We start from the raw sequence: 24,406 nt of genomic DNA, 5'->3' as shown, positions 1-24,406 counted from the left end.
GGACAAAAACTTTCAAAAGGATTTTCCATATGGCAACCGTGAAGGTCGACAAGAGCAACTTCCAGGCCGACGTGCTTGACGCCAACGTACCGGTCGTCGTCGATTTCTGGGCGGAATGGTGCGGTCCCTGCAAGATGATCGCGCCGGCGCTCGAAGACATTGCCACCGAACTCGGCGCCAAGGTGAAGATCGCCAAGCTCAACATCGACGAGAATCCGGAGCTTGCCGCCCAGTTCGGCGTGCGCTCGATCCCGACGCTGATGATCTTCAAGGGCGGCGAAATGGCCGACAAGAAGGTCGGTGCGGCGCCCAAGACGGCGCTGTCGCACTGGATCAATGGCAATCTCGCCTGATCCATCTGAAATTCATATGACCATCAAGCCCGGCCTCGCGCCGGGCTTTTTGTTGGCGTCATCGGTGCGTGGTTCTGGCTCTCGCGTCCGGCCACTCCATGTCATCTGCTTGAGCCAGACAGGAGAAACCCATGACCGGATCCGCCAAGGCCACCGTCTTCATCGACAATGAGCGCGTTATCGTCACCGAGTACCGCTTCGCGCCGGGCGAAAACACCGGCTGGCATCGCCACGGCCACGACTATGTCGTCGTGCCGCTGATGGACGGCAAGGTGAAGCTGTTGACCAAGGACGGCGAGACCTTCGCCGAGATGAAGAGGGCGCGCCCTATTTCCGCAAAGAGGGCGTCGAACATGACGTCATCAACGCCAATGAAGGCGAATACGCCTTTATCGAGATCGAGCTGAAGTAAGCCGTCAGGGCTGGCAGGCGCTTTTCACCAGTCGGCTATGCGGTCGCCGCCGGCGAATTGTGCACTTTTTTCGGTATACTTGAACAACTCGATTTTCACGTCGTTTGGATCGCGGATCCAGGCCTGAAATGTGTCATCGCAGGCCAGTTTCTTTGAGGTGACGTCGACACCTTTCGACCTGATGTGGGCGATCGCGGCATCAATGTTCTCCACTTCTAGGCAGAAGTGGTTGATCTGGTTCAGGTCGCCATAGCGGGCCTCGTTTTTCCCGAACACCTCGACATGGCTGCCGCCGCCGCAATCGAGGTAGAACCCGAAAATCTTGCCGTCACGCAGGAAATTGAAGCGGGTGTCCATGCCCAGCACGTCGCGATAGAAGCTTCGTGTCGCTTCAAGGTCGTTGGCGAAGATGCAGACATGGGCGAGTTGCTTGACCTTGATCATGACTGGCTCCTCGCAGAAAAATCCGCCTTCAGGTCGGCGGGGTGCCGTTCTCGGCCAGCACCGCGCCGGTCAGATACAACGAACCGCTGATCAGGATGCGTGGCGCCGGGCCGTCCCAGGTGTCGCGCAACAGCATCAGCGCGCTGGCGACGGAACTCACCGGCTCGGCGGTCAGCCCGGCTTCCGTCGCGCGGACCGCCAGTTCGTCGTTTGGCACGCCGGCCTCGCTAAGGCTCACCGGCACCGTGTAGACATGCCGGGCGAGGCCCTTGAAGGCACGGAAATAGCCGCTCTGGTCCTTGGTGTTGATCATGCCCGAGATGAGGAACAGCGGACGCGGGTTCTTCTCTTCCTGCTCGGCCAACGCTTCGGCAACCACCACGCCGGCCCCCGGATTGTGGCCACCGTCGAGCCAGATATCGGCGCCCTTGGGTGCCAGTTCGGCCAGCCGGCCCTGCATCAGCTTCTGCATACGCCCTGGCCAGGCGACATTGATCATCGCCTTTTCGGCGGCGCGATGGCTGATCTCGAAACCGGCCGCCTTGACCGCAGCGATCGCCGCCGCCGCATTGGCGAACTGATGGCGTCCGGGCAGCCTGGGCGGTGGCAGGTCCATCAAGCCGTCTTCGTCCTGGTAGACCATGCGGCCGTTTTCCTCGAAGGCAAGGAAGTCCTGGCCGTAGACGAAGGTGGGGCATTCAAGCCGCTCGGCGGTTTCGATCAGCACCTGCAGCGCCGTTTCGCTCTCCTGCGCGCCGATGACCACCGGACAGCCGGGCTTGATAATACCGGCCTTTTCGGCCGCGATCAGTTCGACACGGTCCCCGAGATAGGCCTCGTGGTCGAGCGACACCGGCATGATCACTGACACGGCCGGCTCCTTGACGACATTGGTCGCGTCGAAGCGGCCGCCGAGCCCGACCTCGATGATGGCGGCGTCGGCCTGGTGTTCGGAAAACAAGAGGAAGGTGACGGCGGTGAGGATCTCGAAGACGGTGATCTTCTCGCCTTCATTGGCTCTGGCCGCACGGGCAATAGCATCGGCGAAAACCCTGTCCTCGACCAGCCTGCCGCCGCCATCGGCGGCCAGCCGGTAACGCTCATACCAGTTGACCAGATGCGGCGAGGTGTGAACATGGACGCGGTAGTCCGCTGCCTCGAGCAGGGCGCGCGAAAAGGCGGCGCACGAGCCTTTGCCGTTGGTGCCGGCGATGTGGATGACCGGTGGCAGCCGATCCTGCGGATCGTCAAGCCGCTCCAGCAGCCGCGAAATGCGGTCGAGCGAAAGGTCGAAGCCTTTCGGATGAAGCGCCATCAGGGCTTCGATTTCGCGGTCGGCGGCAAGCGTCGTCATGGCAGAATCCTAGCGCATGAGCCGTGAAAACCAGAATCGGTTTCGGATGGCCATGGCAATCAAAAGCTACAGCGCGCCGAAGCACCCGTGCAATCGCGGTCGCGGCGCTTCGTGTCGCTTCAGGCTTGCGGCCGAGCTTCCGCGGCGACCACCGCCGGGGGCAGGATTTCCGGCTCCAGCGTTTTTTGCTCTTCCGGCAGCTTGAGCAGCATCTTGAGCAGGCGCGCGATCGTTTCACGCATTTCCAGCCTGGATACGACCATGTCGACCATGCCGTGCTCCATCAGATATTCGGAGCGCTGGAAGCCGTCGGGCAATTTCTCGCGGATCGTCTGTTCGATGACGCGCGGTCCGGCAAAGCCGATCAGCGCGCCGGGCTCGGCAATGTGCACGTCGCCCAGCATGGCATAGGAGGCGGTCACGCCGCCCGTGGTCGGGTTGGTCAAAACGACGATGTAGGGCAGGCCGGCTTCCTTCAGCCGGTCGACACCAACCGTTGTCCGCGGCAATTGCATCAGGGACAAAATACCTTCCTGCATGCGCGCGCCGCCGGAAGCGGCGAACAGGATCAGCGGCCGCTTGCGCTGCAGGGCCACTTCGAAGCCATGCACGATGGCGTCGCCAGCGGCCATGCCGAGCGAGCCGCCCATGAAGGCGAAATCCTGCACCGTGACCACCACCGGCAGACCCTCGACGGTGCCCAGCGCATTGATGATCGCGTCCTCAAGGCCGGTCTTGGCCTTGGCGTCCTTCAACCGGTCGACATAGCGCTTCTCGTCGCGGAATTTCAGCGGATCCTGCATCACCTTGGGGTTGTCCAGGGTCTCGTATTTGCCGCCATCGAAGAAGAATTTCAGCCGCTCCTTGGCCGAGATCTTCATGTGATGGCCGGACGACGGAATGACGAACTGGTTGGATTCCAGGTCCTTGTGGAACACCATCTCGCCGGTCTCCGGATCCTTGATCCAGAGGTTCTCGGGCATGTCGGTGCGCCGGCCGAGCATCGAATTGATCTTCGGGCGAACGTAATTGGTGATCCAGTTCATCGCTTCGGCTCCTGTCCTGACGAGGATTGGGAAGAGGTAGGAGAACTATTCGGCAGCAGCAAGGCGGGCCGAACGCACGCCTTGCGCAAGGCCGCTGACCAGCGTGGCGACGGCTTCGGCCGGATCGGCGGTCTTTTCGCCCTTCGGTCCCAGCACATTGGCAACCGCATTGACGATCGCGGTGCCGACGACGACACCGTCGGCATTGGCGCCGATCACCCGGGCCTGCTCGGCGGTCTTGACGCCGAAGCCGACGCAGACCGGCAGGTCGGTGTGGCCCTTGATGCGCTTGACCGCCGCCGCCACCTTGCCGGTGTCGGCCAGCGCCGAGCCGGTGATGCCGGTCATCGACACATAGTAGACGAAGCCCGACGTGTTCTGCAGCACTTTCGGCAGGCGCTTGTCGTCGGTCGTCGGTGTCGCCAGCCGGATGAAATTGATGCCGGCCTTGAGCGCCGGAATGCACAGTTCCTCGTCCATCTCGGGCGGCAGGTCGACGACGATCAGCCCGTCAATGCCGCTGGCGATCGCGTCCTTGAGGAAGCGGTCGACGCCATAGATGTAGATCGGATTGTAGTAGCCCATCAGCACGATCGGCGTTTCATTGTCACTGGTCCGGAAGTCGGCCGCCATCTTCAGCGTCTTGACCAGCGTCTGGCCGCCCTTCAGCGCCCGCAGGCCCGCCGCCTGGATCGCCGGGCCGTCGGCCATCGGGTCGGAAAACGGCATGCCGAGCTCGATGATGTCGGCGCCGGCCTTGGGCAGTGCCTTCATAATCGACAAGGAGGTGTCGTAGTCAGGGTCGCCGCCCATGAAATAGGTGACGAGCGCCGGGCGGCCTTCGGCTTTCAGTTTTGCCATGCGGCGGTCGATGCGGGTCACCATGTCTGGCCCTTTGGACGAATTTTGCTCATAATCAACTCCCAAATCGAAACTGTCCAAAGGGGCCTAGATCTCCATACCCAGCATCGAGGCCACCGTATGCACGTCCTTGTCGCCACGGCCGGACAGGTTGACGATGACGATCTGGTCCTTGTCCATGGCGGGCACGATCTTCACCGCATGCGCAATGGCATGCGCGGATTCCAGCGCCGGGATGATGCCTTCGACGCGCGTCGTCAGCTTGAAGGCCTCCAGCGCCTCGTCGTCGAGGATCGGCACGTATTCGACGCGGCCTGAATCGCGCAGCCAGGAATGCTCGGGGCCGACGCCGGGATAATCGAGACCGGCCGAGATAGAATGGCCGTCCATGATCTGTCCGTCGGCGTTCTGCAGGAGATAGGTGCGGTTGCCATGCAGCACGCCCGGCGCGCCGGCATTCATCGAGGCGCAATGCTCGATGCCGTCAAGGCCGCGTCCGCCGGCCTCGATGCCGATGATGCGGACCTCTTTGTCGTCGAGGAAGGGATGGAACAGGCCGATGGCGTTCGAACCACCGCCGACAGCGGCGATGATGGTGTCCGGCAGCCGGCCTTCCTGCTCGAGGATCTGCGCCCGCGCTTCGGTGCCGATTACCGACTGGAAGTCGCGCACCAGCTCCGGATAGGGATGCGGGCCGGCGGCGGTGCCGATCAGGTAATAGGTGTCCTCGACATTGGTCACCCAGTCGCGCAACGCCTCGTTCATGGCGTCCTTCAGCGTGCCGTGACCAGCGGTCACCGGCCGCACTTCGGCGCCCAGCAGCTTCATGCGGAAGACGTTGGGGCTTTGCCGGGCGACGTCGGTGGCGCCCATATAGACGACGCAGGGGAAGCCGAAGCGGGCCGCGACCGTGGCCGACGCCACGCCGTGCTGGCCGGCACCGGTCTCGGCGATGATGCGCTTCTTGCCCATGCGCTTGGCCAGCAGGATCTGGCCCAGGCAGTTGTTGATCTTGTGCGAACCGGTGTGGTTCAAATCCTCGCGCTTGAAATAGACCTTTGCGCCGCCGAGATGCTTCGTGAGGCCTTCGGCGAAATAGAGCTTCGAGGGTCGCCCGGCATAATGGGTCGACAGGTCCGTCAACTCAGCCCTGAAATCCGCATCGTTCTTGACCTCGTTCCAATGCCGTTCCAGATCGAGGATCAACGGCATCAGCGTTTCGGCAACGAAACGACCGCCGAAAATGCCGAACATGCCTTGTTCGTCGGGTCCGGTGCGGAAGGAATTGGGTGTCGCCGGCTTGTTCATCGCCGATCTCCTGGCATCTTGACTTATGAAGCATGTCCTTGTCGGAAAACCGGTTCCCACTTTTCCGGGACATGCTCTGGTTTAAGGCACTACTAGGCTGCGCGGGTGTTCCGCGCGGTCCTGACGGCCCGGAAAAACTGTTCGATCAGCGCCGGATCCTTGACGCCCGGTGCGCTTTCCACGCCTGAGGAAATGTCTATTCCGGGCGGGTCGGCAAGCCGAAGGGCATCGCCGATATTGGCGGCGTTGAGCCCACCGGAAAGCATGTAATCGACGCCGCCGTCAAGGCCGACAAGAATGCGCCAATCGAAGGCAACACCATTGCCGCCCGGCAGTTCTGAGCCTTTCGGCGGCTTGGCGTCGAACAGGAACCGGTCTGATATGCCAATGAATGGCTTTATCCGTTCGAGATCGGCGGCCTCGCTGAGCGGCAGCGCCTTCATCACCGGCAAACCATAACGGGCTTTGACCTCGGCCACGCGCTCGGGCGTTTCCGCGCCATGCAGTTGCAGCATGTCGGGCTGCATTTGGGCAACGATTTCATCCAGGAAAGCGTCGCTGGCATCGACGGTGACGGCAACCGCCGTCGCTTTGCCGCGCGCCGCCTCGCGCAGACGGCCAGCCTCGGCGGGTTCGACATAGCGTGGGCTTTTGGCGAAGAAGATAAACCCGACATGGCTGGCGCCGCCGGCCAGCGCCGCAGCCATTGCCGCGTCGGTCTTCAAGCCGCAGATCTTGATGTCGAGTGCCATGGCGCGGGAATTGGCATGAAAAGCGATAAGAGTCGAGAAAAAGCATACTGTTTGCCGGCGCGGCCAAAGGCGCTACCTATGGATGAATAGGACACATGGCGGGAGCACGATCATGACCGACAGGACAATTGCCGAACTCAGGCAGAAGATCGCGCAGGCGCGCGAGGTCATCGCGCACCTGATCGACAAGGCCGCCTTCAACGGCGCCGAGGCGCACCGCGCGCTCGACTATTTCGGCGGCGATGAATTCGACGGCAATTTCCTGCCGTGGCCGCATCATGAGGATGAGGGGCTACGGCCTGAGGACTTGAACGCCGCCAACGACGACTGAGCGATCTACTCGAACATGATCGCCTGCAGCGCACCGCCATTGCGCTTCAGCCAGTCCTTGCAGCGATCGGTGTCGGGGCAGAGCTTTTCGCACAATTTCCAGAATTTCGGACCGTGGTTCATCTCCTTGAGATGCGCCACTTCATGCGCGACGAGGTAGTTGATGACCGGCGACGGCGCCATCATGATGCGCCAGGAAAAGGACAGATTGCCTTCGGAGGTGCATGACCCCCAGCGGCTTGATGTGTCCTTGAAGCGGATAGCCTTGGCGCGCTTGCCGAGCGCCTCGGTGTGTTTGGCCACCAGCTTCTCGATTTCCTTCTTGGCCTCGCGCTTGAGGAAATCGGCGAGGCGACGCGGCAGATGTATGCGGTCGCCATGCACGATCAAGAGCGGGCCACGTTCGTCGCGCGACACGGTGACGGTGCCGCGCTTTGATGGTTCATGGACGATGCGGTGCGGCACGCCGCGCACCGGGATCCTGATGCCGGGCCGCACCTGCGGCCGCGTCGGCACCTTGGCCAGTCGCTGCTCCAGCCAGTCCTGGTGCCGCTCGAGGAACCTGTCCACTTCGCCGCGGCGCAGGCCTGGCGGCACGGTTATGCGTAGACCCTGGCCGCCTGAATCGATGCGCAGCGTCATTCGGCGCGCCCTGGCGCTCTCGACGATCTTGAGCGGCAGCGTGCGGCCGGCGACGCAATATTCGCGCTCCACGACAGGCGTGGGCTTGGGCTTTGTCAGATTGCGAAAGAAGCCGAGAGTCATGGCGGGACGATACGCGATTCGAGAAAAACGACTAGAACAAAAAAGAAACGGCGCCGCTCGCGCGACGCCGTTTTTCACGATGTGGCCAGTCGCTTGGCCTCAGTCGTCAAGCAGGTTCGAGCCCTTGCCACGCTTGGTGGTCGTCGTTCCGGTGCTTGGATCGGTCTTCGTCGGAGCCGTCGACTTGTTGCGGTTGGCCATGAACCGGTCGAACTCGTCCTGGTCCTTGGCGCGGCGCAATTCGCGGGCATACTCGTCGAACTGGGTCAGCATCTCGTCGAGCTTGCGGCGCTCTTCGTTCAGCCGCTCAAGTTCCTTTTCGCGCCAGTCGTCGAAAGCGACGTTGCCGGTGCGGGCGGAGCCATTGCCCCAGCGCGCGGCCTTGTCGGAACCGCGGCGGCAGCCGGCGAAAATGCCGTCGGTCGCGCGATTGACGTCACGCTTGAAGCCATCGAGGCGGTCGCCCCAGATGATGTAGGCGAGCATGGCGAAGCCGAGTGGCCAGAACACCATGAAACCTACAACCATCAACGCGATGGTTGCCGGCGTCCAGGCCGGACGGATCAATGCGGATGCGTTCATTTTCTCCCATTCCTTCGGTTGGAGACAGCCAAATCCGGGCTGCGTGGAATCGAAATGGGAAGAGAAAAACGGCGATTCAAGACAATGTCCGCCAAATCCGGACAAGCATCTGAAATGATTATCGCTTTTTGATCATATCGAGGAAAAGCACGACCAGCCCGGCAATCAGGCCCCAGAATGCGGCGCCAACGCCGAACAGCGTCAGACCCGACGCGGTGACGACAAAGGTGACGGTGGCGGCCATGCGATCCGCCTCTTCCTTCAGCGCGATAGACAGCGCGTTGGCGAGCGACGCCATCAGCGCCAGGCCTGCCACCAGCACGATCAGGCTCTGCGGCAGCACCGCGAAGATCGCCACCAGCGAAGCGCCGAAAATCGCAAAGATAAGATAGGCGAGCGCATAGAACGGCCCGGTCTTCCAGCGCTCGGCGGGATCGGGGTGGACGTCCGGTCCGGTGCAGATCGCCGCCGAGATCGCCGCCAGATTGGTCGTCGAGCCGCCGAACGGCGCCGACAGCAACGAAAACAGGCCCGTGACGCCGATCAGCGGGCCGGGCTCCGGGTGATAGCCGGCGGCGCGCAGCACGGCGAGGCCGGACAGGTTTTGCGACGCCATGGTGACGAGGTAGAGCGGCAGTGCCAGGCCGATCACCGCCTTGGTGGTGAAGTCAGGCGCAATCAGCGTAAGCGTCGACAGTTCCGGTGTCGGCAGGCCACCGACGCGGCCGGTGAGGAAAGCGGCGAGGCCACCGCCGATCAGAACCGCCAGCACCGACAGCGCCGGGTTGAACAGCCTGATAACGAAGAAGGCGGCGATCAGCGGCAGGATCAGCCATGGGTCGACCGGAATGGTCTTCACCGCATTTAGCGCGAAGGTGACGACGATACCGGCCAACATGCCCGAGGCGACCGAGGGCGGTATCCTCGAGATCAGCTTGGTCAGGGGCCGAAACAGCCCTGTGGCGACCAGAAGGACGCCGGTGACGATGAAGGCGGCGACGGCCTCGCTCATCGAAAAGCCGCTCGATGCCGCGATCAGCGCCAGGCCCGGCGTCGACCATGCGGTGATGACAGGCATCTTCGTGCGCCATGACAGCCACAGGCTCTCGATCGCCATGGCCAGGCAGATCGTCGTCACCCAGCTTGCCGTCTCTATCTGCGTCGCACCGACTGCGGTGGCGGCTGCGATGACGATGGCCAGCGTGCCGCCGAAGCCGACGATCGCCGCGACGAAAGCGGATATCGGAATGGATGCGCGCATCAGTTTCCCCTCTGCACCATCGCATCGACGGCCCGTACCAGCATGTCGAGATCTTGGGGTCGCGACAGGCGATGGTCGCCGTCGGGGATCAGTGACAGTGTCACGTCGTCGGCGGGCAGCAAGCTGACCAGCTTCAGCGCATGGCTTGCCGGCACATCTGCATCGGCCAGGCCCTGCAGGATGTGCACCGGGCAATGGGTGTCGATCGGGCCTGTCATAACCCGGTTGTCGCGCCCGTCCTCGATCAGCGCGCGGGTGTAGATGTAGGGTTCCGTGGAATAGTCCGACGGCTCTTCGAAGAAACCTTTTTTGGCGAGATCGCGCTTCTGCGCCTTGGTCAGCACCGGTTCGACCAGTTCGGCGGTGAAATCCGGGGCCGGCGCCAGCAGCACCAGGCCGGCGACGTTGCTATCGCCTGCCTTGCGCAATTCCTGCACCATGCGCAGCGCGATCCAGGCGCCCATCGAGGAGCCGACCAGGACCTGGCTGCCCCGGGTGAAATGCCGGAACACGGCAAGGCTTTGCGCAAGCCATGTCGAAATCGTGCCGTCGGCAAAGGCGCCGCCGGATTCGCCATGGCCGGAATAATCGTGGCGCAGGAAGGCGCGGCCTTCTTTTGCCGCCCAGTCCGACAGCGTCTGAGCCTTCGTGCCCAGCATGTCGGACTTGTAACCGCCGAGCCAGACGATGCCCGGCGTAGAGCCAGCAGTATGGCGCACCGCGATGCGCGATCCATCTACATCCAGAAAGATTGGGGGCGTGGCAGTCATGGCTTTTCCTCAACGCCGGTCTTGTGACACGGACGGTGGCGTGGCGAAAAGTGCTCACGATGTTGTTTGTTTGGTGCAGAGCAGCGATCAGGGTGATTTTCTGTCAATGCTGTGCTATTGACTCCGCCCGCGCGCTCACCACATTGGCGCGTCCATGCATCAACACTGACAGACCCTGAACGAAACGGCCAAGGAGACCACGACCATTCGCAGACCTTTCAAAGCAGCGGCGCCGACCAAGGATGGCCCGCGCTCCAACCGTGACATCCGGGTTCCCCGGGTCCAGCTTATCGACGCCGAAGGCCAGAACCGCGGCGATGTTTCCATCAACGACGCATTGCTGCTCGCCGAAGAGGCTGGGCTCGATCTCGTCGAGATATCGCCCAATGCGGTGCCCCCCGTCGTCAAGATACTCGATCTCGGCAAACTGAAATACGCTAACCAGAAGAAGGCGGCCGAGGCGCGCAAGAACCAGAAGGTCATCGAGATCAAGGAGATCAAGATGCGCCCGAACATCGACAGCCATGACTACGAGACCAAGATGAAGGCGGTTCGCCGCTTCTTCGAGGAAGGCGACAAGGTCAAGCTGACGCTGCGCTTCCGTGGCCGCGAGATGGCGCATATGGAACTCGGCATGCAGCTTCTGAACAAGGTCCGCGAGGAAGTGGCGACGATCGCCAAGGTCGAGGCGGAACCGAAGCTCGAAGGCCGCCAGATGATGATGGTGCTGTCGCCGCGCTAGAGCGATCCCCGTCAAAAGCAAAGGCCGCTTCGGCGGCCTTTTGTTTGTTTTGTCTTCGCCATGATTTCTCCGCAAGTTGCATCGACAAGGATTCTGGTTGCCGGTCCTCGCGGCGAAAGGATTCTCCCATGACCGCTGCGGCACGTTCTACGAGTGAAATGGGCCGCTATCAGCGGCGCCGGCGCGTCCTGCTGGCGCTGCTAATCGGTGCTTTTTGCGCTTTGCTGATCTTCGGCGGCTCCCCGCACGATGAACTAACCCACGAACGCATAGAGGCGCACGGGATCGCCCTGATACTGATCGGGATCGGCGGCCGGCTCTGGTCGATCCTCTATATCGGCGGCCGCAAGTCGGCCGAAGTGGTTACGACCGGCCCATATTCGGTGATGCGTAACCCGCTGTATTTTTTCTCCACCGTAGCGGCCGTCGGCATCGGCACCCAGACCGGCAGCGCGATCGTCGCGGTAGCGTCGGCGGTTTTGTGCGCGGCCGCGTTCCACATCGTCACGCTGCGCGAGGAACGGCATTTGGCGCCCGTGCTCGGGGCGCCGTACAAGGACTACGTCGCACGGGTGCCGCGTTTTTTTCCCAATCCCCGGCTTTATCGCGATCAGGCCAAGGTCACCTTCACACCGCGCATCTTCAATCACACGCTGCGCGACGGCTTGATGTTTCTGGTTTCCATACCGTTTTTCGAACTCATCGAGTCCGGACAGGAAAGCGGTGTAATTCCCGTCCTCTTCTGGCTGTATTGAGCGGCGATAGGCAGTCGCTGTATTGAGCGGCGATAGGCAGTCAAAGAGGCGACATGCATTAAATCCGCCTGAATTATCCTGCAAGTCATCCCAACGATCGGCGGGGCCCTGTTTCCTTGGCCAGAAGCTGCGATCGCCGGCAAGTTTTTCGACGATCGGATTCCGCCATGGTCAATGAAATCAAGTCTGCGCCCGTCGAGGCACACGGGCTGGGCAACTACCAGCATATGCGCCGCATGGTGCTTGCGGTGCTGGTGGTGGTGCTGTTTCTGGCACTACTGTTCGGCCAATCGAGTTTTCCGCCTGAAACCTGGGTGCATGAGTCGATCGAAATGTTCGGCGTGCTGCTGATTTTCCTCGGCATCGTCGGGCGCCTTTGGGCGACGCTCTACATAGGCGGGCGCAAATCTTCCGAGGTGGTGACCGGCGGGCCTTACTCGATCACCCGCAACCCACTGTATGTGTTCTCGACCGTGGCCGCGGCCGGCGTCGGCGCCCAGATCGGCTCGTTCTCCGGCATCATCCTCTTTGCGCTGCTGTGCGCGGGTGCCTTCCACATCGTCATCCTGCGCGAAGAGAAGTTCCTCAAGGAAGCGCTCGGCGCGCCGTACCAGGCCTATCTGGAGAAGGTGCCGCGCTTCTTCCCGAAGCTGTCGCTCTACCAGGAGGGCGACACGGGCAGCTTCAAGCCTCGGCTGCTGCTGACCACGCTGCTCGACGGCCTGGTGTTTCTCATCGCCCTGCCGGCCTTCGAACTGATAGACGGAGCCCAGCTGTCAGGCATGTTGCCGGTCTGGTTCACGCTGCCCTGACCAAGGACACAGCGCCGCATCTCCACAGGTGTTGCGCGCGGGCCGTCTTTAACGTATAGGACCGCCGTTCAAGAAAACCGCCCGGCAGGGCATGCCGTGGCGGTTTCATTTGCTTTTCGGGCTTTGGTCGGCCCGAAGCGAACAAGAAGCGCGATAGTGCGCCAACAATACGGAGTAGCAAAATGCCCAAGATGAAGACCAAATCGGCCGCCAAGAAGCGGTTCAAGATCACAGGTACGGGTAAAGTCCTGTCGGCTGCTGCCGGCAAGCGTCACGGCATGATCAAGCGTTCCAACAAGTTCATTCGAAATGCCCGCGGCACGATGGTTCTGGCTGAACCGGATGGCAAGAAGGTCATCAAGAATTTTCTGCCGAACGGCCTCTAAGGCGTGATGCCAAAAAGTTGCAGACTTTTTGGATAACATCCCGCTCAAATAAGGCATTCGGTCTGGACACGCATTTGTTTTACGCAATTCCGAACGGAAAACCGCAAGGCACTTTTCCTGGAATTGCTTTTAAGGAGATCATGACATGGCACGCGTAAAAAGAGGCGTCACCTCGCACGCCAAGCACAAGAAGGTCCTGAAAGCCGCGAAAGGCTTCTACGGCCGCCGCAAGAACACCATCCGCATCGCCAAGCAGGCGGTGGAAAAGTCGCTGCAGTACGCTTACCGCGACCGCAAGAACCGCAAGCGCTCGTTCCGCGCGCTGTGGATCCAGCGCATCAACGCCGCGACGCACGAGCATGGCCTGACCTATGGCCGTTTCATCGACGGCCTCAACAAGTCGGGCATCGAGATCGATCGCAAGATCCTGTCGGACATGGCCATCCATGAGCCGCAGGCTTTCGCAGCCCTGGTCGCCAAGGCCAAGGTGGCGCTCGAATATCTGAAGAACACCACGCCGAACGCTTTTGAAAGCGCTGTCGCCTAAGACCAGCGCTTCCCAAGCATTCGCAATTCTGATTTGGGGAACCCGCGCTGGCACGGCTGGCGCGGGTTTTTCTTTTGCCTGAACTTCAACTTAAAAGTGACTTTCACTTAGAGCTGATTTCCAACGTAGCGAGTTTTGACCGTGAACGACGCAACCACTGGCCTGGATACGCTTGAAAACTCACTTCTGGCCGAAATCGCCTCGGCCGCCGATGAGCCGGCCATCGAGGCCGTGCGCATCGCTGCTTTCGGCAAGAAGGGCGCCGTGTCCGAGATGCTGAAGACACTTGGCGCGATGACCGCCGAGGAGCGTCAGGTCAAAGGCCCGGCCATCAACGGCCTCAAGAACCGCGTCACCGACGCGCTGACTGCCCGCAAGGCTGAGCTCAAAGATGTGGCGATCACCGTGCGCCTCGCCGCCGAAAAGGTCGATGTGACGCTGCCGGTGCGGCAGTCGCCGGCTGAGCGCGGCCGTATACACCCGATCAGCCAGGTCATCGACGAGATTGCGGCGATCTTCGGCGACCTCGGATTTTCCATCGCCGAAGGTCCCGATATCGAGACCGATTACTACAATTTCACCGCGCTGAATTTCCCAGAAGGCCATCCGGCGCGCGAAATGCACGACACCTTCTTCTTCCAGCCGGACGAGAAGGGCGAGCGCAAGCTTTTGCGCACCCACACTTCGCCGGTGCAGATCCGCACCATGGAGACGAAGAAGCCGCCGATCCGCATCGTCATTCCGGGCAAGACCTACCGGCAGGATTCGGATGCCACCCACTCGCCGATGTTCCATCAGGTCGAGGGGCTGGTGATCGACAAGACGGCCAACGTCGCCAACATGAAGTGGGTGCTGGAGGAGTTCTGCAAGGCCTTCTTCGAGGTGCCGCAGGTCAAGATGCGCTTCCGGCCGTCCTTCTTCCCGTTCACCGAACCGAGCCTCGAGGTCGATATCCAGTGTGACCGCTCCAGGCCCGGCGAAGTGCGCTTCGGCGAAGGCTCCGACTGGATGGAGATCCTCGGCTGCGGCATGGTGCACCCCAACGTGCTGCGCCATGGCGGGCTCGATCCGGACGAATATCAGGGCTTTGCCTGGGGGATGGGCATAGACCGTATCGCCATGCTGAAATACGGCATGCCGGACCTGCGCGCCTTCTTCGATGCCGACGTGCGCTGGCTGTCGCATTACGGGTTCAGGCCGCTCGACATGCCGACGCTGTTCGGAGGCCTGAGCGCATGACAGCGCCCTATGCCGGCGGCTGCCGCTGCGGCGCCGTGCGGTTCGAGGCATCAGTCGAACCGCATCACGTCAGCTATTGCCATTGCGGCGATTGCCGGCGGGCCAGCGGCGCGCCGATGTCGGCCTTTGTCGGCTTCCTGGTCGATCAGGTCGCGTTCACCGGCAAGGCGCTGAAGATGTATGAGAACGGCCCGGTGACGCGCTCCTTCTGCGGCACCTGCGGCTCACCCATCGCCTATGTCGACGAGCGGCTGGAGGACGACATCTACTTCATGCTCGGCGCCATGGATGCGCCGGCCGATTTTGAGCCGACGCAGCATGCCTATGTCAGCGAACAGCTTGCCTTCCTGCATATATCCGACGACCTGCCGAGACATCTGAAAACAAGCGTCAAAAGACCAGACGGAACAGTCCCATGAAATTCACCCTCTCCTGGCTCAAGGACCACCTAGAGACCGATGCCACGCTTGACGAGATCGTCGAGCGGCTGACCTCGATCGGCCTCGAAGTCGAGCATGTCGACGACAAGTCGAGCCTGAAACCCTTCGTCATAGCCAGGGTGTTGACGGCGGTGCAGCACCCCGATGCCGACCGGCTGCGCGTGCTGACCGTCGATACGGGCAACGGCAAGCCACCCGTGCAGGTCGTCTGCGGCGCGCCCAATGCGCGGGCCGGCCTGATCGGCGCCTTTGCCGCGCCCGGCACCTATGTGCCCGGCATCGACGTGACGCTGACGGTCGGCAAGATCAGGGGGGTCGAAAGCCATGGCATGATGTGTTCCGAGCGCGAGCTGGAACTGTCCGACGAGCACAACGGCATCATCGACCTGCCTGAGGATGCGCCTGTCGGCACCAGCTTCGCTGCCTATGCGCACATCGACGATCCGGTCATCGAGATCAATTTGACGCCGAACCGGCCGGATGCGACCAGCGTCTACGGCATCGCCAGGGATCTGGCGGCGAGCGGGCTTGGCCGCCTCGTCGGCGGCGCCATCATGCCGCATGTCGGCAACGGCATGTGTCCGGTCAAGGTAACGATCGAAGCGCCGGAGCTCTGTCCCGGCTTCGCGCTCAGGCTGGTCAAGGGCGTCAAGAATGGGCCGTCGCCAAAATGGCTGCAGCAGCGGCTGATCGCCATCGGGCTGAGGCCGATCAGCGCGCTGGTCGACATCACCAATTACGTCACCTTCGACCGCGGCCGCCCGCTGCATGTGTTCGACGCCAGCAAGGTTGCCGGCAATCTCGTCGTGCGCCGCGCGCGCGATGGTGAAAAGGTGCAGGCGCTCGATGGCCGCGAATACACGCTGACGCCGGAAATGTGCGTCATCGCGGATGACAACGGCGTCGAGTCCATCGCCGGCATCATGGGCGGCGAGCATTCGGGCTGCGACGAGAACACATCAGATGTGCTGATCGAATCCGCCCTTTGGGATCCGATCACCACGGCGCGCACCGGCCGCACGCTCGGCATCATCACCGACGCGCGTTACCGTTTCGAGCGCGGGGTGGACCCCGAATTCATGGTTCCCGGCGTCGAGCTGGCAACGAAACTGGTGCTCGATTTCTGCGGCGGCACGCCGACCGAAATGGAAGTCGTCGGTTATGCCGGCCACAAGCCGAAGATCGTTTCCTTCCCGCTTTCGGAAGTGAAGAGGCTGACCGGCATCGAGGTTCCCAAGGCGGAAAGCCTCGACATCCTGTCGCGCCTCGGCTTCAAGCTGGAGGGATCGGGCGATGTCGTCGATGTCGCCGTGCCGTCCTGGCGCCCCGACGTCGATGGCAAGGCAGACCTGGTCGAGGAAGTCATGCGCATCCACGGCGTCGACAACATCGCGCCGCAGCCGCTCGGTGCGCATGACGCGGTCAACGCCAGGATCCTCACCACGCTACAGGTCCGTACCCGCACCGCCAAGCGAGCGCTCGCCGTGCGCGGCATGATGGAGGCCGTCACCTGGTCGTTCATTCCGGCCAAGCACGCCGAGCTGTTCGGCGGCGGCCAGACCGCGCTGAAGCTCGCCAACCCGATCGCCGCCGACATGTCCGACATGCGGCCCTCGCTGCTGCCGGGCCTGATCGCTGCTGCCCAGCGCAATGCCGACAAGGGTATCGGCGACGTGGCGCTGTTCGAAGTCTCGGGCACCTATGAGGGCGACGGCGCCGACCAGCAACGGCGCGTGGCCGCCGGCGTGCGCCGCGGCACCGCCAAGCTCGACGGCTCAGGCCGCAACTGGGCCGGCAATTCAGGCCCGGTCGGCGTGTTCGACGCCAAGGCCGACGCGATCGCCGCACTGGAAGCCTGCGGTGCGCCTGCCGACCGGCTGCAGATCGAGGCCGGCGGCCCGGCCTGGTATCATCCCGGCCGTTCCGGCACGATCAAGCTCGGTCCGAAAACCGTGCTCGGCACCTTCGGCGAATTCCACCCGAAGACGCTGGAAGGCCTCGATGTTTCCGGCCCGCTGTGCGGCTTCGAAGTGTTTGTCGATGCCGTGCCCGAGCCGAAGGCCAAGCCGACGAAAACCAAGCCGAAACTGGAACTGTCCCCCTTCCAGGCGGTCAAGCGCGACTTCGCTTTCGTCGTCGACAAAACGGTCGAGGCCGGCACGCTGGTGCGCGCGGCGCTCGCCGCCGACAAGAAGCTCATCACCGCCGTCTCGGTCTTCGACATCTTCGAAGGCGCTTCGCTGGGCGAGGGCAAGAAATCGATCGCCATCGAAGTGTCGATCCAGCCGGTTGAAAAGACACTGACCGACGAGGATTTCGAGGCACTGGCCAAGCGTATCGTCGAGAATGTCGGTAAGCAGGCCGGTGGCGTTCTGAGGACGTAGCGCCCAAGGCGACTGAACTGTTAGCGATGGGGCTGCTCATCCGTCCACGGGACGGATGAGCAGCCGTTGCCGCAATGGTCAGAACCCGCCGCCGACCCTCAGGCCAAAGGCATGGCTGTAGCTGTCTTGAAAGCCGATTGTGCCGCGATAATCGAGCCCGATGGATAACCCTTGGTGCAGCAGCAGATCGGCGCCCAGGCCGATCATCACCTGGTCACTCGCCAAAGGCTGCGTCTGGAAGCCATAGACAAGGCCATCCGGACTATCCGCGTAGCGGATATCGACGCCGCTCGAGCCGGAGAATTCGTGAGTGTATTCAAACCGGAAGCGTGGTGTGAAGACGCCGAGGGCCACGGGCATGTCATAGCCGCCGGCAAGGCCAAGCGTGCCGCCGAGGCTGTCGACGCTCTGCTTGCCGAAGCTCAGCGAATAGATGCCTGCTCCGGTTTCGGTAAACGCGTCGAGGCTCGAAGAGGATGCCGTCAACCTGGCGAACGGAGTGAGTCGCAGCCCGCCGACGCGATGATCGAAACCGGCAGTCAGCGAGCCGAAAATCTGGTCGCCGTCACGCTGACCGTCGGCAAAGCCGCCAACACTTGTCACGAAGCGCTTCGAATCGAAGCTGAACGAACCGTAGCCGGCCAGGGCATCGAGAAACAGGTTGTCGGCCGGGCGATAGCTTGCATAGAGCGTCGCGCTGTAGGCCTCGCCGGAACTCTCGGTGCCATTGCCGCCAATGTCGCTGTCGTCGCTGGAGTAGCCGACGGCCAGACCGGCGACGAAACGGTCGTTGAAACGGTAGTCGATGCCGGTGGTCATGTTGATCGAAACGGAGTCCCGCTCCGCGCTATCGTCAGGCGAACTATGGCCGAGATCGATGTGGCCGCCGGCCCACAAGCCGAAGCCCAGCTTTGCCGCGTCGCCCCCACAATCGGATCCGTCTGGAAAGTCGACGCTGGCGGCATTGCCATCGGCGCCTTGGCCAGACAGTTCGAGCCCATTCGCAAAGGCCTTGCGGCACGCCTCGCTTCGCAAAGCGCCCATGCGATGGTTGATATTGTCTGTCTGCCCGGCGGCGAATTGCTGCACCTCTTGCGCCTGGGCATTGAGCAGCCCGGCGACCTCCGGATCGTCGGAGGGGTCCGGCCGCGTGGTGACGGTGATGGTCACCGTGGCCGGATCGGAAACGCCGCCGGGGCCGGTCAGTGTGTACGTTACGATGACGGTGCCTGAAAACACCGGCGAGGACGCGAAGGTCAGTAGGTAGTTGGGCGCGCCGGACAGCGTCGCCGTGCCGCCCTCGGCGGGGGCGCTGGACATGATCGCCGCGGCGCTGAATGGTTCGCCGGTAGCCCCCGGCGTCAACGGCAGCGAAGCCGACATGCCGGCAACGATCGTCATGGTCAGTGACGGCGCCGTCGGTCGGGGGGCCGCAGCGATGTCCAGCGTATACTCGCGCCTTGCCCTGTTCTCGGAGGTGTCGAACACATCGACGGCAAAGGCAAATGATCCGCTCTCGGTCGGCGTGCCGCCGAGTGTGCCATCGGTTGCGAGCGAAACGCCTTCGGGCAGATTTCCGATCATCCGCTGAAACGTGTAAGGCGCGCCCACACCGCCGGTTGCGGTCAGCATCTGGCTATAGGGCTGCCCAACCTGGCCATTGGGCAAAGCTGCCGGTGAAATTACGATGGGCGGGCCAGTGGTGATCGCAAGCGTGTAGTCGCGTTCGCCGTTGTTGCCGACATGGTCCGTCGCCCGAATCCTCAAACTGTAGACGCCGGGGGGCGCTATGACCGGCCCGGAGAGGACGCCGGCACTGCTGAAGGCGACGGGCATGGAGCCCGAAACGATCGAGAACGTAAAGGGGCCGCCAGCACCACCCGAAGCCGTCAGCGCCTGGCTATAGGGCTGGCCAATCTGCGCGCCGGGCAAGGCAGCTGGTGAAATGACGACCGGGTTGTCCGCGATCACGATGGTGTAGTCGTGTTCGCCGCTGTTGCCGACATGGTCTGTCGCCCGGACCCTGAAACTGTAGACGCCGGGGGCGGCTATCACTGGCCCTGAGAGGACGCCGGCACTGCTGAAGGCGACGGGCATGGAGCCCGAAACGACCGAGAACGTGTAGGGACCGCCAGCGCCACCCGAAGCCGTCAGCGCCTGGTTATACGGCTGGCCAATCTGCCCGCCGGGCAACGCAGCAGGCGAAATCAAGACCGGGTTGTCCGCGATCACAATCGTGTAGTCGCGTGTGCCGGTGTTGCCGACCTGATCTGGTGCCGGGGGCGGCTATCACTGCCCCGGAGAGGACGCCGCCGCTGCTGAAGGAGACCGGCGTGACCCCCGAAGTGAGCGCGAACGTGTATGGCCCGCCAGCTCCGCCTGAAGCCATCAGCGTCCGATCATAGTGCTCACCAACTCTCCCATCCGGCAGCGTGGCCGGGGAAATCACGATCGGCTCCGCCGCAGCACTTGCATTGAGCGAGGCTGCGATCAGAACGCAGAAGGTCGCGGCAATCCAGAACCACTTCGCAGTCAATTTTGCCCTGTCGATCGGTCCTCTCGACGATGCTGCTGGCCAAACCGACGATATCTGCATGCCCAGGCTACCCCAGCCGGTGTGGAAAATTCCAATAGCAATCGTCCATGCCGGCAGATGGGCAGACGCGCATAGTCGTCAGATGACGAGGGTGGGGCTGTTTTAGGGCCAGGCCGAGCATCATGGTCCGGTCACGTTGCAATCTGGCCACATCTTTGGTGGCGCTATGGGCGAAGCATTGCGGATACTTGCCGAATCGCTCTCCAAAGGGCGATGGATCCTCTCTGCTATTCGGGCCTTCCTCTTGAAGAGCAGCGCGCGGCGTTTCTCGCCATCGTGCTTGCCGACCCGCTGTTACGCGACGCGCTGGCGCTGGCTCGCACGCTCGACCTGCCGGACTGGCTGGTGGTTTCCGGCGCGCTCTACAACAGTGTTTGGAACCATCTGACCGGCAAGCCTTCGGGGTATGGCATCAGGGATGTCGACCTGTTCTACTTCGATGACAGCGACCTCTCCTACGAGGCCGAGGACGCCGTTATTCGCCGCGCGGAGAAGCATTTCGAAGGACTGCCGCTGCCGGTCGAGGTGCGCAATCAGGCGCGGGTGCATCTTTGGTATCCGCAGAAGTTCGGGCGGCCGTGCCCGCGCTATTCGAACGCCAGCGATCCCGTCTGCTATTTCGCGTCGAAGACGCACGCCGTCGGGGTTCGATACGATGCTGACGGGCAGCTGGTGTTGGTGGCGCCGTTCGGGCTGGATGATGTTTTTTCGTTCCGCATCACACCGAACCGGGTGATGGACAACCAGCAGACGCATGAGGTGAAGGGGGCGAGGGCGAGGGAGTGCTGGCCGGAGATTACGGTTGTGCCGTGGTGACCTCACCCTCCCCTTGTGGGGAGGGTCGATCCGCGCAGCGGAGCGGGGTGGGGGTCTTCGTAGGGCGCTCCCCCACCCCGTCCCGCTGTCTCCGCTTCGCTGCGACAGCGAGCCGACCCTCCCCACAAGGGGGAGGGGGAAGACCTAGCCGTTCACCAGTGCCAGCAACTCTTCGGTGTAGCGCTTGCCCATAACCTTGTTGGGCGACAGCGCGTCACCAATAGCCTGCACCTCGGCCGCGCTTAGCTCGACGTCCGCCGCCGCCGTGTTCTGCTCCAGATGGCGTATCTTGCGCGCGCCGGGGATCGGTACGATGAAATCGCCCTGGTGCAGCACCCAGGCCAGCGCCAGCTGTGCCGAGGTCACGCCCTTTTCAACAGCCAGCTTTTCCAAGGTGGCGATGACAGCGGCGTTGGCTTCCATCGCCTCGGCCTGGAAGCGCGGCAAGGTCCGGCGCCAGTCGCCGTCGCTCAAGGCCTCGGGCTTGGCGATCGTGCCGGTCAGCAGCCCACGGCCGAGCGGGCTATAGGGAACGAAGCCGATGCCGAGCTCGCGGCAGACGGCGAACACCTCGTCTTCCGGGTCGCGGCTCCACAGCGAATATTCGCTCTGCACGGCCGATATCGGATGCACGGCATGGGCCCGGCGAATGGTCGCGGCACTCGCCTCGGACAGGCCAAGCGCGCGCACCTTGCCCTCGCGCACCAGTTCGGCCATGGCGCCGACCGTATCCTCGATTGGCACGTTGGGGTCGACACGGTGCTGGTAGTAGAGGTCGATCACATCGGTGCCCAGCCGTTTCAGCGAGGCCTCGGCGACCGCTTTGACGTGCTCGGGGCGGCTGTCGACGCCCGCCATGCGGTCGAGGCCTGTACCTTCCTCCAGAATCCGGAAGCCGAATTTTGTCGCGATCGTCAGATGATCACGCACCGGCTTCAGCGCCTTGCCGAGCAGAATCTCGTTCTCGAAGGGGCCATAGACCTCCGCCGTGTCGAAGAAATTGACGCCGATGTCGACGGCGCGGTGCAGCGTGGCGATCGCATCGGCTTCCGCTTGGCCGCCATAGGCGAAGCTCATGCCCATGCAGCCGAGGCCGACGGGGTAGACGTTCAATTCAGTTCCTAGCTTGCGGGTTTGCATAACGCGTCTCCTTGTTGCGATGTGGGAGAAATAGCGCCTTGCCTTGTGTTCGATAATCGGCTTTCATCCGCCCGGGCTGTACTAAAAGATAGATCAATGAATCGCGCGCATCTTTCCCAATTGGCCGTGCTGGCAACTGTCGCTCAATGCGGCAGCTTTCGGGGCGCCGCCAGGGAATTGGCCATCGCGCCTTCGGCTGTCAGCCACGCGGTATCCAGCCTGGAGGCGCGGCTTGGCGTTCGGCTGCTGGCGCGCAGCACACGCAGCGTCGCGCCGACCGAAGAAGGTGCGCAGTTGCTGGAGCGGTTGCGGCCGGCGCTGTCGGAGATCGACCTGGCGCTGGAGACGGCAATCGAGACGCGCGACCGGCCGGCCGGCAATCTGCGCCTGACCGTGCCGCGCACGGCAGCGCATTTGGCGCTGACGCCACGGCTGGGCGCCTTTGCGTCGGCCTATCCCGACATCGTGCTGGAGATCGTCATCGAGGACCGCTTCACCGACGTGGTGGAAGGCGGCTTCGATGCTGGCGTCCGGCTTGGCGAGAGCCTGCAGCGCGACATGATCGCGGTGCGCATCGGGCCGGACCTTCGCGGCGCGGTGGTCGGCGCCCCGGTCTATTTCGAGGTCAACCCCAAGCCGCGCCACCCGCGCGACCTGGCCGGCCACCGCTGCATCCGCTTCCGCTTCTCCAGCGGCATCCTCTACCGCTGGGAGTTCGAGAAAGGCCGCGAGACGATCGAGATGGCGGTGGAGGGACCGCTGATCCTCGACGAGGACCATCTGATCGCCCAGGCGGCGGTCGACGGCGCCGGGCTCGCCTTCGTCTTTGAGGACTATGTCCGCGCCCCGCTCGCCGACGGCAGGCTGATCCGCGTGCTGGAGGACTGGTGCCCGCCCTTCGACGGCTTCTTTGTCTATTATCCGAGCCGCCGTCAGATGCGGCCAGCGCTCAGGGCGTTTGTCGATTTCTTCAAGGTGAGTGGATAGAGCGGGCTCGCCCCCCCTTGGTGGAAGATAACCGGCATCGCGGTCGTTCACCAACGATGCAAACATCGATCACCAACAGCACCACCCGCTATGGCTGGGGCGCGATCATTCTTCACTGGCTGATTGCGCTGATCTTCATCGGCCAGTTCGGACTCGGCTTCGTCATGGTGCGGGTGACCAGCCAGCGCACCGCCTTCGAACTGATCCAGCTGCACAAATCCTTCGGCTTCCTGCTGCTCGGCCTGATCATCCTGCGCATCGTCTGGCGCTGCGGCAATACAACGCCGGCGCTGCCGCGCTCGGTCGGGACTTTGGAACGTCGGGCGGCACCTTTGGCCCATTTTGCGCTCTACGCGTTTCAGCTTGCCTTGCCCTTGTCCGGCTGGGCGCTGGTGTCGGTCTCGATGCTGGAGATACCCAGCCTGCCGTTCAACCTGTTCGTCATGCCGAACCTGCCGCTGGCCGAATCGGATGGTGCCGAAAGCTTCTGGGCGGCGGCGCATTGGTATCTTGCCTATGCCGGCATGGCGCTTGTGGCTCTCCACGTTGCGGCGGCACTGCGGCATCATTTCCAGCTCAGGGATGGCGTGCTCATGCGCATGATCACGCCTTCGTCAGATCCGGAATAGAGCGAGCGGTTCATTCGTTCATGGAGTGAGGGCGCAGGAATGCGCTGCCTCCAACAAGGAACATCCCCATGTACACGCGCATCCTCGGATTTGCGGCGGTCGCCGCTTGCCTCGCCATGCCTGTTTCAGCGGCCGTCGCGCTTGGTGACGCCGCCGGCAGCTATTCGATCAGCCCGGCCAACTCCAGCATCCGCTTCTCCATCGGCAAGGTCGGCGCCGGCGGCCTGAATGGCGCCTTCGCCCGCTTCAAGGGCTCGATCCGCATCGACAACAGCGATGTCGGGCACTCGCAGGTCAATTTCACCATCTTTCCCGAAAGCGTTGGCACCGGCCAGAGCCGTATCGATGCCTTCCTGCGCTCCGACGCGGTGTTCGATGCCGCCAACAACCCGGAGATCCAGTTCCGCTCTACCAGCGTGACCCGAACCAGCGACACCACGGCCCTCGTCAGCGGCCGGCTGACGGCGCGCGGCAAGACGTTTCCGGAAAAGTTCACGGCCGAGCTTGGCGGTCTCAAGGCCGGGACGATCAAATTCCATGTCACCGGCAAGGTGCTGAGGTCGCGCTACGGCATGGATGTCGGCACGCCAATCTATTCCAACATCGTCGACTTCGACATGACGCTGACCGGCAAAAGGGGCTGACCCTCGTCATTGGCTTTTCCGGCGATTTCGGGCAAACCTCGTTGCCTGTAA

General features: G+C 62.8%; 26 protein-coding genes and 1 pseudogene. 15 read left to right on the top strand and 12 right to left on the bottom strand.

The window, feature by feature from the left end; genetic code table 11:
* Nucleotides 1-29: 29 nt before the first annotated feature.
* Nucleotides 30-353: a thioredoxin gene (trxA, locus tag NKJ67_RS02530; RefSeq protein ID WP_127268389.1), complete on the top strand. Its 324-nt coding sequence runs from the start codon at nucleotides 30-32 to the stop codon at nucleotides 351-353.
* A 131-nt stretch (nucleotides 354-484) separates the two neighbouring features.
* Nucleotides 485-765: pseudogene (locus NKJ67_RS02525) on the top strand (cupin domain-containing protein).
* Nucleotides 766-789: 24 nt separating this feature from the next.
* On the opposite strand, the gene NKJ67_RS02520 reads toward NKJ67_RS02525, so the two are convergent.
* The 6 genes from NKJ67_RS02520 to NKJ67_RS02495 all read right to left on the bottom strand — a co-directional run bounded on the left by NKJ67_RS02520 (nucleotide 790) and on the right by NKJ67_RS02495 (nucleotide 6,530).
* Nucleotides 790-1,209 (bottom strand): VOC family protein, encoded by a 420-nt coding sequence (locus NKJ67_RS02520; RefSeq protein ID WP_352580304.1) that lies wholly within the window; start codon nucleotides 1,207-1,209, stop codon nucleotides 790-792.
* A 28-nt stretch (nucleotides 1,210-1,237) separates the two neighbouring features.
* Nucleotides 1,238-2,563: a bifunctional folylpolyglutamate synthase/dihydrofolate synthase gene (locus NKJ67_RS02515; RefSeq protein ID WP_127301845.1), complete on the bottom strand. Its 1,326-nt coding sequence runs from the start codon at nucleotides 2,561-2,563 to the stop codon at nucleotides 1,238-1,240.
* A 119-nt stretch (nucleotides 2,564-2,682) separates the two neighbouring features.
* Nucleotides 2,683-3,609 (bottom strand): acetyl-CoA carboxylase, carboxyltransferase subunit beta, encoded by a 927-nt coding sequence (gene accD, locus NKJ67_RS02510; protein WP_013528321.1) that lies wholly within the window; start codon nucleotides 3,607-3,609, stop codon nucleotides 2,683-2,685.
* A gap of 45 nt (nucleotides 3,610-3,654) precedes the next feature.
* Nucleotides 3,655-4,494 (bottom strand): tryptophan synthase subunit alpha, encoded by an 840-nt coding sequence (trpA, locus tag NKJ67_RS02505; protein ID WP_127269346.1) that lies wholly within the window; start codon nucleotides 4,492-4,494, stop codon nucleotides 3,655-3,657.
* 63 nt (nucleotides 4,495-4,557) lie between these two features.
* On the bottom strand, nucleotides 4,558-5,778 hold the full coding sequence (gene trpB / locus NKJ67_RS02500) for a tryptophan synthase subunit beta (RefSeq protein WP_127380276.1): 1,221 nt from the start codon (nucleotides 5,776-5,778) through the stop codon (nucleotides 4,558-4,560).
* A gap of 92 nt (nucleotides 5,779-5,870) precedes the next feature.
* The gene (locus NKJ67_RS02495; RefSeq protein ID WP_128288418.1) at nucleotides 5,871-6,530 is read right to left on the bottom strand and encodes a phosphoribosylanthranilate isomerase; all 660 of its coding nucleotides are present in this window, start codon (nucleotides 6,528-6,530) and stop codon (nucleotides 5,871-5,873) included.
* 112 nt (nucleotides 6,531-6,642) lie between these two features.
* Between NKJ67_RS02495 and NKJ67_RS02490 the strand changes: the two genes are divergently transcribed.
* Entirely contained in the window at nucleotides 6,643-6,861 is a 219-nt protein-coding gene (locus NKJ67_RS02490; RefSeq protein WP_352580303.1) for a hypothetical protein, read from the top strand.
* 5 nt (nucleotides 6,862-6,866) lie between these two features.
* Here the strand turns inward: NKJ67_RS02490 and NKJ67_RS02485 are convergent, their stop codons facing one another.
* The 4 genes from NKJ67_RS02485 to NKJ67_RS02470 form a co-directional block, all read right to left on the bottom strand.
* Nucleotides 6,867-7,625, bottom strand: a complete 759-nt coding sequence (locus NKJ67_RS02485) for a M48 family metallopeptidase (protein ID WP_013528316.1) — start codon at nucleotides 7,623-7,625, stop codon at nucleotides 6,867-6,869.
* A 99-nt stretch (nucleotides 7,626-7,724) separates the two neighbouring features.
* On the bottom strand, nucleotides 7,725-8,207 hold the full coding sequence (locus NKJ67_RS02480; RefSeq protein ID WP_127266800.1) for a DUF2852 domain-containing protein: 483 nt from the start codon (nucleotides 8,205-8,207) through the stop codon (nucleotides 7,725-7,727).
* 118 nt (nucleotides 8,208-8,325) lie between these two features.
* Nucleotides 8,326-9,468 carry a benzoate/H(+) symporter BenE family transporter gene (locus NKJ67_RS02475; protein ID WP_352580302.1) on the bottom strand — a complete coding sequence of 381 codons (1,143 nt, stop codon included), beginning with the start codon at nucleotides 9,466-9,468 and terminating at the stop codon, nucleotides 8,326-8,328.
* Nucleotides 9,468-10,238, bottom strand: a complete 771-nt coding sequence (locus tag NKJ67_RS02470) for an alpha/beta hydrolase (RefSeq protein WP_128364714.1) — start codon at nucleotides 10,236-10,238, stop codon at nucleotides 9,468-9,470. Before NKJ67_RS02470 ends, NKJ67_RS02475 begins: the two co-directional genes overlap by 1 nt.
* A 205-nt stretch (nucleotides 10,239-10,443) precedes the next feature.
* On the opposite strand from NKJ67_RS02470, the gene infC reads away from it, so the two are divergent.
* From infC to pheT, 8 genes are all read left to right on the top strand, one after another.
* Nucleotides 10,444-10,980 (top strand): translation initiation factor IF-3, encoded by a 537-nt coding sequence (gene infC / locus NKJ67_RS02465; RefSeq protein WP_013528312.1) that lies wholly within the window; start codon nucleotides 10,444-10,446, stop codon nucleotides 10,978-10,980.
* Between the two features lie 128 nt (nucleotides 10,981-11,108).
* Nucleotides 11,109-11,735 carry a methyltransferase family protein gene (locus tag NKJ67_RS02460; RefSeq protein ID WP_352580301.1) on the top strand — a complete coding sequence of 209 codons (627 nt, stop codon included), beginning with the start codon at nucleotides 11,109-11,111 and terminating at the stop codon, nucleotides 11,733-11,735.
* Nucleotides 11,736-11,902: 167 nt separating this feature from the next.
* A complete protein-coding gene (locus NKJ67_RS02455) occupies nucleotides 11,903-12,547 on the top strand; it encodes a methyltransferase family protein (protein ID WP_127380268.1) in 645 nt (214 codons plus the stop codon).
* A 182-nt stretch (nucleotides 12,548-12,729) separates the two neighbouring features.
* Nucleotides 12,730-12,933: a 50S ribosomal protein L35 gene (gene rpmI, locus NKJ67_RS02450; protein ID WP_006201248.1), complete on the top strand. Its 204-nt coding sequence runs from the start codon at nucleotides 12,730-12,732 to the stop codon at nucleotides 12,931-12,933.
* Between the two features lie 145 nt (nucleotides 12,934-13,078).
* Nucleotides 13,079-13,480 (top strand): 50S ribosomal protein L20, encoded by a 402-nt coding sequence (gene rplT / locus NKJ67_RS02445; protein ID WP_013528310.1) that lies wholly within the window; start codon nucleotides 13,079-13,081, stop codon nucleotides 13,478-13,480.
* A 141-nt stretch (nucleotides 13,481-13,621) separates the two neighbouring features.
* The gene (gene pheS / locus NKJ67_RS02440; RefSeq protein WP_127266805.1) at nucleotides 13,622-14,719 is read left to right on the top strand and encodes a phenylalanine--tRNA ligase subunit alpha; all 1,098 of its coding nucleotides are present in this window, start codon (nucleotides 13,622-13,624) and stop codon (nucleotides 14,717-14,719) included.
* A complete protein-coding gene (locus NKJ67_RS02435) occupies nucleotides 14,716-15,138 on the top strand; it encodes a GFA family protein (protein ID WP_127266806.1) in 423 nt (140 codons plus the stop codon). The genes pheS and NKJ67_RS02435 overlap by 4 nt, the downstream gene beginning before the upstream one ends.
* Nucleotides 15,135-17,543: a phenylalanine--tRNA ligase subunit beta gene (gene pheT, locus NKJ67_RS02430; protein WP_352580300.1), complete on the top strand. Its 2,409-nt coding sequence runs from the start codon at nucleotides 15,135-15,137 to the stop codon at nucleotides 17,541-17,543. Before NKJ67_RS02435 ends, pheT begins: the two co-directional genes overlap by 4 nt.
* 78 nt (nucleotides 17,544-17,621) lie before the next feature.
* Here pheT and NKJ67_RS02425 read toward each other — a convergent pair whose 3' ends face one another.
* Nucleotides 17,622-19,754: an autotransporter domain-containing protein gene (locus NKJ67_RS02425; protein ID WP_352580299.1), complete on the bottom strand. Its 2,133-nt coding sequence runs from the start codon at nucleotides 19,752-19,754 to the stop codon at nucleotides 17,622-17,624.
* Nucleotides 19,755-20,352: 598 nt separating this feature from the next.
* Here NKJ67_RS02425 and NKJ67_RS02420 point away from each other — a divergent pair.
* Nucleotides 20,353-20,955, top strand: coding sequence for a nucleotidyltransferase family protein (locus NKJ67_RS02420; protein ID WP_256746609.1), 603 nt, complete (start codon nucleotides 20,353-20,355; stop codon nucleotides 20,953-20,955).
* Between the two features lie 144 nt (nucleotides 20,956-21,099).
* Here the strand turns inward: NKJ67_RS02420 and NKJ67_RS02415 are convergent, their stop codons facing one another.
* Nucleotides 21,100-22,095 carry an aldo/keto reductase gene (locus NKJ67_RS02415; RefSeq protein ID WP_352580297.1) on the bottom strand — a complete coding sequence of 332 codons (996 nt, stop codon included), beginning with the start codon at nucleotides 22,093-22,095 and terminating at the stop codon, nucleotides 21,100-21,102.
* A gap of 96 nt (nucleotides 22,096-22,191) precedes the next feature.
* On the opposite strand from NKJ67_RS02415, the gene NKJ67_RS02410 reads away from it, so the two are divergent.
* From NKJ67_RS02410 to NKJ67_RS02400, 3 genes are all read left to right on the top strand, one after another.
* Nucleotides 22,192-23,082 (top strand): LysR family transcriptional regulator, encoded by an 891-nt coding sequence (locus NKJ67_RS02410; RefSeq protein ID WP_127266811.1) that lies wholly within the window; start codon nucleotides 22,192-22,194, stop codon nucleotides 23,080-23,082.
* 56 nt (nucleotides 23,083-23,138) lie between these two features.
* Nucleotides 23,139-23,711, top strand: coding sequence for a cytochrome b (locus NKJ67_RS02405; protein ID WP_128288410.1), 573 nt, complete (start codon nucleotides 23,139-23,141; stop codon nucleotides 23,709-23,711).
* Nucleotides 23,712-23,779: 68 nt separating this feature from the next.
* Entirely contained in the window at nucleotides 23,780-24,355 is a 576-nt protein-coding gene (locus NKJ67_RS02400; protein WP_352580295.1) for a YceI family protein, read from the top strand.
* The last annotated feature ends 51 nt before the right edge of the window (nucleotides 24,356-24,406 follow it).

It is taken from the genome of Mesorhizobium sp. M0088 (genome assembly GCF_040322895.1).
Taxonomy (GTDB): Bacteria; Pseudomonadota; Alphaproteobacteria; order Rhizobiales; family Rhizobiaceae; genus Mesorhizobium.
The sequence above is the reverse complement of the archived record's forward strand: the minus strand, read 5'-3'. Positions and strand labels throughout refer to the sequence as shown.